This window comes from Candidatus Zixiibacteriota bacterium (assembly GCA_040752815.1).
Lineage (GTDB): Bacteria > Zixibacteria > MSB-5A5 > GN15 > FEB-12 > JAGGTI01.
This window is the reverse complement of the sequence record JBFMGC010000068.1, coordinates 1-12,677: the sequence shown is the minus strand read 5'-3', so window position 1 is coordinate 12,677 and position 12,677 is coordinate 1. Positions and strand designations below refer to the sequence as shown.

General features: G+C 57.3%; 12 protein-coding genes. 11 read left to right on the top strand and 1 reads right to left on the bottom strand.

What is annotated here, in order from left to right; genetic code table 11:
* The first annotated feature begins 688 nt into the window (after positions 1 to 688).
* From AB1772_12280 to ligA, 8 genes are all read left to right on the top strand, one after another.
* The gene (locus tag AB1772_12280; protein ID MEW5797119.1) at positions 689 to 1,405 is read left to right on the top strand and encodes a MotA/TolQ/ExbB proton channel family protein; all 717 of its coding nucleotides are present in this window, start codon (positions 689 to 691) and stop codon (positions 1,403 to 1,405) included.
* Position 1,406: 1 nt separating this feature from the next.
* On the top strand, positions 1,407 to 1,844 hold the full coding sequence (locus AB1772_12275) for a biopolymer transporter ExbD (protein MEW5797118.1): 438 nt from the start codon (positions 1,407 to 1,409) through the stop codon (positions 1,842 to 1,844).
* Positions 1,845 to 1,846: 2 nt separating this feature from the next.
* Positions 1,847 to 2,554, top strand: coding sequence for a TonB family protein (locus AB1772_12270; GenBank protein MEW5797117.1), 708 nt, complete (start codon positions 1,847 to 1,849; stop codon positions 2,552 to 2,554).
* Between the two features lie 16 nt (positions 2,555 to 2,570).
* Positions 2,571 to 3,878, top strand: a complete 1,308-nt coding sequence (gene tolB / locus AB1772_12265) for a Tol-Pal system beta propeller repeat protein TolB (protein ID MEW5797116.1) — start codon at positions 2,571 to 2,573, stop codon at positions 3,876 to 3,878.
* 436 nt (positions 3,879 to 4,314) lie between these two features.
* Positions 4,315 to 4,827, top strand: coding sequence for a peptidoglycan-associated lipoprotein Pal (gene pal / locus AB1772_12260; GenBank protein MEW5797115.1), 513 nt, complete (start codon positions 4,315 to 4,317; stop codon positions 4,825 to 4,827).
* Between the two features lie 23 nt (positions 4,828 to 4,850).
* Positions 4,851 to 5,615 carry a tol-pal system protein YbgF gene (gene ybgF / locus AB1772_12255; protein ID MEW5797114.1) on the top strand — a complete coding sequence of 255 codons (765 nt, stop codon included), beginning with the start codon at positions 4,851 to 4,853 and terminating at the stop codon, positions 5,613 to 5,615.
* Entirely contained in the window at positions 5,615 to 6,184 is a 570-nt protein-coding gene (locus tag AB1772_12250; protein MEW5797113.1) for a hypothetical protein, read from the top strand. The genes ybgF and AB1772_12250 overlap by 1 nt, the downstream gene beginning before the upstream one ends.
* Before the next feature lie 32 nt (positions 6,185 to 6,216).
* A complete protein-coding gene (gene ligA, locus AB1772_12245) occupies positions 6,217 to 8,232 on the top strand; it encodes an NAD-dependent DNA ligase LigA (protein ID MEW5797112.1) in 2,016 nt (671 codons plus the stop codon).
* Between the two features lie 132 nt (positions 8,233 to 8,364).
* Here the strand turns inward: ligA and AB1772_12240 are convergent, their stop codons facing one another.
* Positions 8,365 to 8,766 (bottom strand): response regulator, encoded by a 402-nt coding sequence (locus AB1772_12240; GenBank protein MEW5797111.1) that lies wholly within the window; start codon positions 8,764 to 8,766, stop codon positions 8,365 to 8,367.
* 517 nt (positions 8,767 to 9,283) lie between these two features.
* On the opposite strand from AB1772_12240, the gene smpB reads away from it, so the two are divergent.
* The 3 genes from smpB (at position 9,284) to murI (ending at position 12,278) form a co-directional block, all read left to right on the top strand.
* On the top strand, positions 9,284 to 9,757 hold the full coding sequence (gene smpB / locus AB1772_12235; protein MEW5797110.1) for an SsrA-binding protein SmpB: 474 nt from the start codon (positions 9,284 to 9,286) through the stop codon (positions 9,755 to 9,757).
* A gap of 3 nt (positions 9,758 to 9,760) precedes the next feature.
* Entirely contained in the window at positions 9,761 to 11,248 is a 1,488-nt protein-coding gene (locus tag AB1772_12230; protein ID MEW5797109.1) for an N-acetylmuramoyl-L-alanine amidase, read from the top strand.
* A gap of 211 nt (positions 11,249 to 11,459) precedes the next feature.
* On the top strand, positions 11,460 to 12,278 hold the full coding sequence (gene murI, locus AB1772_12225) for a glutamate racemase (GenBank protein ID MEW5797108.1): 819 nt from the start codon (positions 11,460 to 11,462) through the stop codon (positions 12,276 to 12,278).
* Positions 12,279 to 12,677: the final 399 nt, after the last annotated feature.

Here is a 12,677-nt window from a genome sequence, read left to right as displayed (position 1 = left end):
GAGGGCCCGCCGCGGCGGGCCGGGCACGTTACCCGCTTGCGGGCGGGATTGAAATGACTCTCCTGTGAGGAACGATGTCGGGTTTCTCGCTCAAATGGTCAATGCTCGGAACCCGACCTACGAGCTCTCTTGTGAGCAACAATGTCTACAAACCCGCAGAGACTCGGCCAGACCAGTCTATCGATATCCCCGCCGTGGCCGGGGCGCAGCGCTGTCCTGTGCGGGCGGGGATTCATTATCCGACGTAACTGCTGAATCGAGGCGGGTCGAGTCGGCCATTTCCTCGGGATGTCCGGCCGCGCCGGGGCGGGGCTCCGCCTTCCTGCTCGAACAGCCTAGGCCCACGATAGCCGCCAATGTCATACAAGAAACAAAAGATACGCTTCGAGACATGAACAGTAGTCCTCATACAGCCCCAACCCGCATCCGAGTAGAATCTATTGACTCATCGCGGTCAAGTTAAAACCAGAAATCGAGCGACTGTCGACAAGGCCCCACGCGCCTTGTGCTGCTGCTCGACCCTGCCCGACGGAGTAAACTGGCCATCCACCAACAGATCATACTTCCAGCCGGTTTTTGTTGATTGAATTGAGCGTCACCGGCTAAGTTAAAAGACTTTGACGGAACTAATTTCCCACTGCCGGGGTACGGCAGTTAAACCAAACCCCGAAGGGACTGTACAACTATTATGCATAACGGATTGCCGGTCGTAATCGCCAACGGTTCCCTCTGGCAGATCATCCAGAGCCTGTCCACTTTTGGCGCGGTGATACTGGCCATATTGGTAGCGATGTCACTCGCCTCCTGGATGGTGATCTTCCGCAAGATTCGCCAGTTCCGGGCGGTGCACAACGACAGCCGGAGCTTCATCACCTATTTCCGCAGGGCACATAGACTCGAAGATGCCTCCGGCCAGGCGCAGATGTACCGCAATGCACCGGTGGCTAACATCTTCAAGGCCGGATTTCAGGAAATAACCGGTCTCAAACAGCGCCGCAACGAAGCGTCGGGCCTCCGCGAAGCGACCGTGCCACTGAATAACGAGGATTACGATCTGGTCGAAATGGCCATGGAGCGCAGCTTGAACGACGAGATGGCCAAGCAGGAGCGACAGGTGGTGTATCTCGCCACCACCGCCAGTTCGGCGCCGTTTCTCGGGCTTCTTGGAACGGTGGTCGGAATCATGGACTCGTTCTGGTCGATCGGCGAGCGCGGCTCAGCATCGCTGGCGATTGTCGCACCGGGTATCGCCGAGGCCCTTTTGGCTACCATTGTCGGGCTTGGCGCGGCCATACCGGCCGTGATTGCGTACAACTGGGCCAACAACCACACCAAGTTCACGAATAACGACGCTATGAATTTCATTCTGGAGTTCGTCGCCCGCGCCCGAAAGGAAGCGATGTAACATGCTGCGCCGCCCTCACGTTCGGCAATACAAGACGGTGGCCGATATCAATATCGCCAACCTGGTTGATGTCGTGCTGGTGTTGCTCATCATATTCATGATCTCCGCCCCGTTGCTCCAGTCTGGAATCGAAGTTGATCTTCCCAAAACCCGCGCTGCGATCCTGCAGGACGAAGTTACCGGAGTGGTGGTAACCATTGACAACAAGGGCGGAACGTATATCAACGACGTCTGGGCGGCGCCTGCTGAATTCGAGACCAAGCTGAAGCGCGAAATGGAGATCAAGGGGACTACATCGGTCTATCTGCGGGGCGACTCGGCGGTAGCGTACGGCAGCGCAATCAACATCATCGGCAAGATCAAAGAGGCCGGTATCGAGAACATTGGCCTGGTCACCGCGTACGAAGAAAAGCCTCCGGCTCGTCGCGGGCGGAGGTAGTCATGCTCGGGCGTGATTTCATAGCCTCTTTGGTGCTTCATGTGATCGTGGTGGCCGTCACCATTTTCGCCTCGCCGCTAAATATCAAGAAGCCGAGAGATTTCGGTGAGGTGATTCGGGTGGGTGTTGTGAGCATGGCCGACATCACCCCGGCTAAAATCACCCCGGCTGAGCCGGAGCCGGTTCCGCAGCCACCGCAGGCCTTGAGAGACGAACCGGAAGAAGTGCCGCTGAAAGACCCAACCACCAAGCCTCCGGCCGAGATCACCAAACCAGTTCAGAAACCGAAACCCAAGCAAGAAAGACCAAAGCAGAAACCGCCGACTGACGAGACCAAGCCGGGCGATAAGAGCCAGACTGGTACTGCTGAGGGCAAAATCGACGTTCAGGCACCGAGTGGATCAGGTATCTCCGGCCTCGGAGTCGATAATGCGTCATTCAATTACCCCTACTGGTTCACACAGGCCTTCACCAAGCTGAGTCAAAACTTCCGCATTCCGGTAGTTATCGACGGCCAGGTTTCGTGTGATGTCTATTTTCAGGTTATAAAGTCGGGACGGGTCATTGACCGGAAAGTTGTAACGTCATCGGGAATACCCCAATTCGATCAGGCGTGCCTGGCCGCTGTTGAGCGTTCGGCTCCCTTTCCACCCCTTCCGAGAGAATACGTAGATGAAATCATCGGGATATATGTCACCTTCACGAATTGACTACAGAGAAATGCCCATGAATCTTCTTCGCGCAGTGCTACCGGTTTTCTTTCTAATGTTGCCCCTCACCGCAGCTGCCCAGTCCGTGCGCGACGTACATCTTGGGACTGTCAAGGGCCGTTTTCAGGCCACGCCGATCGGTGTCGAGGATGTGCGGCATATCGGCACCAATTACCTTGTAGGCGAAGATTCCGCCCTGATGCGGTACGTAACGCTGGTGGTGCAGAACGATATCGACTTCTACGCCGATTTCGACCTGATCCCGATCGACAGTTTCTTTATGCGCACGTACGAGATAAAAGAGCTCGATTTGCTCGGCTGGAAGCGTCTGGGCGCCGACTACGTGGTCAGGCTCGAGGCGGAGTTCCCGGGTCCCAATCTGCGAATATTCTGGCGGCTCTTCTTTACCAACAATCAAACTCAGGTAGCGCGAGGCACGCTCGAGTATAAGCGCCAGTTCTGGCGCGAACTGGCGCATGATGTCGCCAATGAGATCGTTTACAATCTTACCGGTGAGCGCGGCATTTTTCGCACCCGGATTGCCTATATGAAAAAGGTCGGCCCGGCCAAAGAGGTGTATGTGGCCGATTACGACGGCGCCAATGAAAGGCAACTGACCAAACTCGGCAGCATCTGTTTGTCGCCCGTGTTCAGCCCCGACGGGTCGACAATCTATTTTACCAGCTTTCGTGACGGCGACCCGCAGCTCTTCAGCGTCTCAGTGGAAAGCGGACAGGTGAAGAAGATCACCAATTATCTCGGCATCGCGGCGGCGCCGGCTGTCTCGCCTGACGGCCGCAAGATCGCGTGTGTATTATCCAAAGACGGCAACTCGGAAATCTACGTAATCGATCTCGAAGGGCGAATCATCAAACGCCTGACCAACCACCCGTCGATAGAATCTTCGCCCACCTGGTCGCCCGATGGCCGCATGATCGCGTTTTCGTCCGATCGCACCGGCGCGCCGCAGATATATCTGATGGATTCAGACGGCCTCGGGGCGCGACGGCTGACATTTAGCGGCAGCTACAACGACTCGCCGATCTGGTCCGACCGGGGCGACCGCATTACGTTTGTAAGTCGCACCAAGCAGGGGCGATTCGATCTTGCCTCGATAGACACGTCGGGGGTTGACTATAGGATTCTCACCGAAGTCGGCCATAACGAGAATCCTCATTTCTCACCCGACGGAAAACACATAATCTTCACGTCATCTCGCCTGAGCGAGGGGGACATTTTCACCATGGATCTCTCCGGGGGCAATCAGCGGCGAATAACGCGGAGCAACAACTGTTCGAACCCAACCTGGGGCCCTCTGCCATAGGGATATATCGCATAGGCGCTAACTTAACGTCTGAATTCGTGCCTGGCGTACCTCCCCGTGCGCCAAGGCCCAAGGAGCAAACCGGGTATCCTGTAACGAATTGGGCCGTGGTGGACGAGGACGTCCACCAAGCACTAATTGGTTATGTAAGTGCAGGATGAGATCGCCACGTCCCGTCCGCGGAGCGCGGTCGGGACTCGCGATGACGGATCCGAGGGTTTTTCAATACTCCCCTTGAGCTGGAAAGGTGCTCTGGTGGCCCACCCGCCTGCGGGTGGGGTAAGGCATTGTGTCCTCTGAGACGTGCTGTCGGGCGACCGCGCCCAAATGCCGATTTTATACGATTTTTATTGACCGTCGAAAACAGCAATAATAGATTCGAACCAAGACTATGAAAACTAAGGATTTAACACCCGTAAGGGAGGTATAGGAAACTATGCGTAAGACAGCCGTATTACTTCTAATCGGAACCCTGGTGGTTGTCCTGATGGCCGCGTGCGGCAAGCCGCCGTCACCGCCACCTCAGGCGCCGGTAGAAACTCGGCCAACCGACACTGCCCCCACGCCACCGCCGCCGCCGCCGCCGGAAGAGCCGAAACCTACCTTGCAGGAAACCCAGTTCCAGACGGTCTACTTTGACTTTGACAAGTACGATTTGAGAGCTGACGCGCGGGCATCGCTGGACGCCAATTTCGCGCTGCTGCAGGAATTCCCCGACGCGATCGTAAAGGTGGAAGGCCACTGTGACGAGCGCGGGACAGTGGAGTACAACCTCTCGCTCGGCGAAAAGCGCGCCAAAGCGGTGATGAACTACCTGGTCGGGCGCGGTATAGCGCAATCGCGACTCTCAATCATTTCGTATGGAAAAGAGCGGCCGGTCGATCCGGGCCACAACGAGACCGCCTGGGCCAAGAACCGCCGGGCCGAATTCAAGGTCATCTCGCAGTAACCGATCCGGGTACAAGGTTTACCATGTACGGCGAAACCAAATCGATAACCGTCATCGCACTGGTGGCGGTTATCATAGCGGCGTTGCTGGGCGGCTGTTGCACCAAGCGTGATGTCGACGCAATCAACGATCGCCTGGCGATGCTCGAGTCGCAATCCCGCGACACCCAGAACCGGATGGCCAAGGTCGACTCCCTCATGAGCGCCACCACCGAATCCAACCGGCAGTTACAAAATGACGTGCGTCAGTCTACGGACGCCCTCGGGCGACAGCTCGCCCAGCTGCTCGAGAACTACAGCGATCTGATTTCTCGCCTGGATCGCCTGCCGCAGCAACCGCTGCGTCTCCCGCCGGGTTCGTCGCCCGGCGCGCAGCAGGGGTCGACAGCCCAGCCTCCGACAGGCCCGCAGCCGTCGGCCGACTGCATGAACACTTATGACGACGCCTTCACTCAGATGCGGCGAGGCGAGTACGAATTCGCTGCGCAGGGGTTTACGAAATTCCTGGCCGACTGCGGCACTCATGCCGATGCTCAAAACGTGCATTACTGGATCGGCGAATGCTATTACTCTCAGGAAAAGTACACCCAGGCAATAACGGAGTACGAGAGCCAGATAAAAGACTACCCGAGCTCGCCGAAAACCGGTCCCGCGATCTACAAGCTCGCCCGCTGTAAGCAGGAACTGGGCAAGGCCGCCGAGGCCAAGCAGTTGTTCCAGCGCCTGGTCAAGGAATTCTCCGGCACGCTCGAGGCCGAACAGGCGGCGGAACGCTTGAAGGACTTGTAGTGGCAGTTTCGCTCGAGGCGATCAGCCTGAAAGTCGACACCCCGACCGGACAGCCAGTTCCCGGCCGGGGTTTTTATCAATTGGAAGAAGACGCCCTGTATGTTCAGGTGGGAGAATACCACAACAACCGGGGGTTTTTCAACTACCTCGAATCCGAATATGTCCGGTTCGATATCGACAAGACCGGCTGTCTCATGCTAATTGAGGTCTCTCTTCCGAGACGTCATTGGGTCGTAGACCCGCGGTTCGCTCCGCCGACAATAGCCGAACCGGCCGATATTCGCTGGCTCGATTTTCGCGCCCGCTTTCCCGAGCCGCGCCTGGTCACAAATGCAAAACAGACCGCACTGCATCTTCAGTTTTCAACCGGTACCTCGTGGCGGTGGTACGGACTCGCCGAGGCGGTGCTTCTCCAGGTGGACCAGAATCACAATCTGGCCGGGATGTTGATAACCGGGATCGAAGACGATCTGGCCGGCCGGCAAATCGCCGCATTCCGCCGTGAGACTCAGCACCTGAGCCGTGGTCCGTCCAAATCTGCCCCCTCGCGCCGCACCATAAGTGGTTGACATGAATTCGAGTGTGCCGCTACCTTCTGCGCATGGCCAAACCGGATCCCAGCCTGCTGGCCGAATACGCGGCACTCAAAGATCAGATCGAATACCACAACCGCCGGTACTATGTCGAAGACCGCCCGGAGATATCTGATGCGGAGTTCGATAAGCTGTTCGACCGACTGCTGCAAATCGAATCACAATTCCCTGACCTGGTCACACCCGACTCGCCCAGCCAGCGGGTTGGCGCCATACCCTCCAGAAAGTTCGAATCTGTCCGGCACCGCGTGCCGATGCTGTCGCTGCAAAAGGTGACCACGGCCGAAGAATTTGTCGAATTCGATCGCCGCGTAAAGAACGGTCTGGAGATGGACGGCAAAGTCGAGTATACGGTCGAGCCGAAACTCGATGGTCTCGCTGTTGAGTTGGTGTACGAAAACGGAGTATTGGTACTTGGCTCGACCCGCGGCGATGGCCAGACCGGCGAGAACATCACGCCCAATCTTCGAACCATCAAGAGCATCCCGCTGCGGTTATCCAAGTCCGCCGGCGCGCGCTATCCGCTGCTTGAGATCAGGGGCGAAGTTATCATGCGGCGCTCCGCGTTCCAGAGGCTCAATGAAGACCTCGCCCGCCAGGGAGTGCCGCAACTGGCCAATCCCCGCAACGGGGCCGCCGGATCGCTGCGCCAGCTTGATCCCTCGATCACTGCCTCCCGCCCGCTTCAGTTTTTTGCTTACGGCATTTCGGCCACTGATCTACCCGGCCTGACATCGCAGAGCGAAGCGATAAGACTGCTTGAAGCCGAGGGGTTTCGCATCAACGATCAGTTCTCGGTTGTCGCAGGCTACGATGAAGTAGAAAAACAGTTTCAGCTTCTTGAACAGAAGCGGCCGGAGTCGGACTACGAAATCGACGGTATGGTGGTCAAGGTCAACCGGTTCGCTTATCAGGAGACACTGGGTCAGATAGCGCGCGCGCCGCGCTGGGCGGTAGCCTGGAAGTTCACCGCCGAACTCGCCGAGACGATACTTGAAAACATCGATTTCTCAGTTGGGCGCACCGGCGTGGTTACTCCGGTGGCCAAACTAAAACCGGTGAGAGTTTCAGGTGTCACCGTATCAAACGCATCGCTGCACAACGAAGACCAAATGGCGATGCTGGATGTTCGGATCGGAGATACCGTAATCATACGCCGCGCCGGTGATGTCATACCGGAAGTGGTCGAAGTCGTAGCCGACAAACGCCCCCGCAGCGCGAGGAAAGTAGATTTCCCGACGACTTGCCCCTCATGCGGCCAGAAGATAGTTCGTCCCGAGGGCGAGGCGGCCTGGCGCTGCATCAACATTGGCTGCCCTGCGCAAGTCGAGGCGCGCCTGTTTCATTTTGCGTCGAAGCCGGGATTTGACATAGAGGGCCTCGGCGACAAGCTTTCGGCACAGCTGATAAGTGAGGGGCTGGTCACGGATCCCGCCGATCTCTACTTTCTCACCAAGGATCAATTGCTGCCGCTCGAACGAATGGGCGACAAGAAAGCCCAGAATCTTCTCGACAATATCGCACGCTCGCGCCAAGCAGAACTGCCGCGGATGATTTTTGCGCTGGGAATCTCCGGCGTAGGTGAAACCGCAGCGCAGATTTTGGCCCGCCACTTCGGAAGTTTTGAAGCGTTCCAAGGCGCATCTGCGGAGGAACTTCAGAATATCGCCGGGGTCGGGCCGGTAATCGCGCGGCATATCACCGCCTTCTTTTCGCAATCACCGAACCGACACATGATAGAAAAGCTGCGCAGGGGGGGAGTCGAGTTTCCCAAGTATGCTGCCAGACGCGCCGGCGGCACGCTGAGCGGTCAGTCTTTTGTGATCACCGGCACACTCTCCCGGCCCCGCAGTCATTTCGTCAGGCTGATCGAAGCTAACGGCGGCAGAGTGGTGGGATCCGTTTCGTCGAACACAGATTATCTGCTGTGCGGAACCGACCCCGGCTCAAAGCTCGATAAAGCGCGCAAGCTGGGCATTGAGGTTATCGACGAAACCGCCCTGGAGAAGCTGCTCGGCGGATAACCGGTAGGTCGAGTTGCGCTGCGCGGGCGACGGGACCCCCGATCGAGTCAGAGGCAGGCTTCAACACACACGGATGGAATCCCGTCCGCCGAAGGCGGAGTGGATTGTCTATATATTGTTGTCGCGTGAGCACTACCGGTTGACGGTCGACATGACCACGATGTTGACGATCTCGAGCAGGCGTTCGCAGGAGAACGGCTTCTTAATGAACATGTCGCCGCCCACCTTGAATGACCGCCCCATATCGTCGGCCCGATCCTTGCCGGTCAGAAAAATGATTGGTACCTGGGCGAAATTCGGCTGCTTCTTGATCTGCTGACAGACATCGTAGCCGTCCATGTGCGGCATCATGATGTCAAGCAGGATAACATCGGGACGAAACTGCAGCACCTTGGCAACTGCGTTTTCCGGCGCATTCTCTGATGCGACCAGATAGCCCGCCTCGGAAAGGAACGCCTCGACAATCTCGGTGATCTCCGGTTCATCGTCGATCACCAACACTCTGGTGCCAGGGATTTTCAGCTTATGGGACACTTAACCTTACTCGGATGTTATCGCCTTTGCCCTATAGAGAAGAGGGTCGGCAGGTGGGGCCATAACCTTTAATACCAGTTTTGCAGATGTGCCCAGGCCGTTCTTTTGCCAGCAAGTCTCTGGCTGAGTGCCTGGTAGTGCCGTCCCGACTAATATCTCCTAATCGTGGGCGGCAGACCTCCCGGTCTGCCCCATCCAGATCCTTCCTCGATACACGGGCAGACGAGGACGTTTGCCGCGCACGGAATTAGAGAGTACTAGTTGTTGGGGTGATTGGCTACCATACTTGCTTGATATTGAACCAGTTACGATCCAATCAGATACTTTCGCGGTCGTCTCGCTGGTTTTGCGCCAATCACAACGCGGTCACGACTGGCGAATCATACCGCTTTGCCCCGTCGGAGTCACGTACGCTTCTGATCGAATGGAGCCGGGCGTATTCCTCCTATGCGCGATGAGGCTTGTTCCTGAAGTCTTTTTGGTTGCCCGCCCTTTCGCTTGCGGCTATCCTGCTACGGTGGAGCAAGATAAAGAGAAAATCAAAGTCGTGGTCAGAAACCGCAAGGCGCGGTTTGACTACCAGATCTTAGCCACAATCGAGGCCGGTATCGCGCTTGTCGGCTCCGAAGTGAAATCGCTCCGCGAGGGCAAGGTGCAGTTGGCCGACGCCTACGCCGTGGTCGAAAACGGCCAGGTCCTGCTGAAAAACATGCACATTTCTCCGTACAAGCAGACCGGCGTTGCGGGGCATGATCCCATTCGCACCCGCCGGTTATTGCTCCACAAGAAGGAAATCCGCAAACTCGCCGCCAAAACCGAGCAGCAAGGCCAGACCCTGGTGCCGCTCTCAATCTATTTCAAGGGGAAGCACGCCAAGGTCGAACTTGCCCTGGCGGTGGGGCGTAAGAAATACGATAAACGGCAGGCTGTGGCCAAGGCTGAGGCCGACCGCCGGATAAAACAGGCTACGCGAAGAGAGACCGGACACTAACCGATGAAACCCGCTTATCGATCTATCGCCGTCTGGACTCTGTTTGCCCTGGCTGTCACGGCGCGCGCCGACAAAGTCAAGATCGCCATCGCCGGGGGTTTCGAGGAAATCCGCTCGTTCTCGGAACATGATATCGAATATGTATCGCTGTCTGAACTGGCCGATGCGCTCGGCGGCAGCATGGCCTGGGAAATAACCGGCCATACCGTCTCATACTCCGATGCCGGTTTCAGATTTGAGTTCTTGATCGGGTCGCCCTGGCTCAGTCTCAATGACACGACATACAACATGACGTACGACGCGGCCTACCGCGACGGGCAGTTGTTCGTACCGGCTGAGACGTTCCTGCCGCTTCTGGACCGGGTCACACCGCAGAAGATCACCTGGGAGGGCGGGCAGGAAACCGTGCGCGTCGATTCGGATCATTTCAATGTTATTGACATGTCTGTCCAGGCCAAGGCCAACGGCCTCCTGATCGATATCTACCTCTCCTCACCGCTCGCGTACGAGATCCTGATCAGCGAGGGCAACTGGATAAACATCTCCATGCGCAACGCGAGTATCAACAGGTACCGGGTACTGTCGCGGCGCGACTCGCGCTACATGTATGATCTTAAAGTGCACCAGGTGGAGAACAACACCGGGCAGATTTCTCTGCGCCTCAGGCGCAAAATCTCCGACTGGAGCCACAAGATCGAACATAACCCGACCCGTATTCAGATTATCATCAAAGATCCCGACTTCCAGATGGATACCAGCCCGGCGCCGGCGGTCCTCGGGCCGGACGACAAGATCGACGTAATCGTGATCGACGCCGGTCACGGCGGAGACGACTACGGGGCGATCGGCCAGAGCGGCACGCGCGAAAAAGACGTGACCCTGAGTACCGCCAAACGTCTGGCTGGGTTGATCCGCAAGGAAAAGCAGTTCAAGGTGGTGATGACCCGCGATCGGGACAAAACCGTCTCGCTCGAAGAACGCGCTAGGATCGCCAACGACGCCGGTGCGGACCTGTTCATCTCGATTCACGCCAACGCATCGCCCCGCAAACAGGTGCGCGGCTGGAACGTGTTCTTTCTCGCCCCCGCCCTGAACGATTCGGCCCGCGCGGTGGCCCAGCTCGAAAACAGTTACTTCATGCGGGAGTCGTATAACGCCGCCGAGGACAGACAGGACAGCAACTCCCGGGATCCACTGGCCTCGATCCTGAGCGAAATGCTGATGACCGAATTCCAGGCCGAGTCGCACGAACTGGCCCAGATGGTCGACCGGGAGTTCCGCCGGCGGCTGGATACGCCGGCGCGCGGAATAGACCAGGCCGGTTTCTTCGTGCTCAACAAGGTGTTTACGCCGTCGGTGCTGATCGAGTCGGCGTTTATCTCAAATCCCCAAGAGGAAAAGCTGCTGAAGGATAAGGCGTACCAGGAGAAAGTAGCCGCCGGTCTGTATGAAGCGATCAAGCGCTTCAAGGCGAAGTATGAGAGTGATTAGTAGGGCAGAACCCCCTTCGGCAAGCTCACGGCAAGCTCTTGGTGGTTCTGCCACGAGGCCGCGTCCTTTGAAGACGGAACGACGGAACCACACTGCACAGGTGCCCCAGCGCTTGTGCTGGGTTAAGATTCGACCAACGACCGGCAGTAGGTCGGGTTTGCCGCATTGACCAATTGAGCGGCAAACCCGACATCTTCGACAGGAAAGTACAATGGATACACCCATCGGTATATTCGACTCCGGCGTCGGCGGCCTGACTGTCGCCCGCGAACTGTTCAAACTCCTCCCCGGCGAGGATGTCGTCTATTTCGGCGATGTCGGCCGGACTCCGTACGGCCCCCGCTCCAAGGAGATTATCATTCAGTTCACGGCGCAGGATGTGGCGTTCCTCATGGAGAACCGGGTGAAGTATATCGTCTGCGCCTGCAATACGGCGTCGGCGGTGGCGCTCGAGGAGATCGCCGGCAACTACACGGTGCAGATGATCGGCGTGATCCGTCCGGGCGCGCAGGCGGCGGTGGCAAAGACCAGAAACGGCCGAATTGGCGTGATCGGCACGCAGGCGACTATCGCCTCCAACTCATACGCTCGCGTGGTGCATGAGATCGATTCCAAATTGAAAATCTTCTCGCTCGCCTGTCCTCTGTTCGTGCCGCTCGCGGAAGAGGGGTATATCGATAAGGAGGCCACCTATCTGATTGCGCGAGATTATCTGCAGACGATGATTGATGTCGATGTGGACACACTGATCATGGGGTGCACGCATTATCCGCTTTTAGAGCATGTGATTGCCGCTGTCATGGGCGATAAAGTGACCCTGATCAACTCCGGCCGCGAAACCGCGCTGGCAGCGTACGACGCCCTCGCCCAGGCCAACCTGCTGAACAGCCGGGCGTCGCAGTCGCCGACTTTGGAGGGCGAGCACAAGTTCTTCGTCTCGGATGTACCCGACAAATTCGCGCAGGTGGCGACCCGTTTTCTCGGCCACATGGTTGACCGGGTAACGCGGATAGATATTACGAGATACTGATAGTGCCCGGCAGATGTCCTCGTCTGCCGGCTAGTAGGTCGGGTTCCGAACATGGACAATTTGAGTGAGAAACCCGACAAAACAAAATGCTTCGAGGTGCCCCAGCGCTTGCGCTAAGCGATGAAGATTGACTAGTAGGTCGGGTTCCGAACATGGACAATTTGAGTGAGAAACCCGACAAAACAAAATGCTTCGAGGTGTTCCACCCTTCCCGCGGCGGGCGGTGGGAACAAATTAAGACTAGTAGGTCGGGTTCCGAACATGGACAATTTGAGTGAGAAACCCGACAAAACAAAATGCTTCGAGGTGTTCCACCCTTCCCGCGGCGGGCGGTGGGAACAAATTAAGACGACGATGTGCAACAAGAGCAGATTACCATAAGGCAGGACCGCAGGGGTC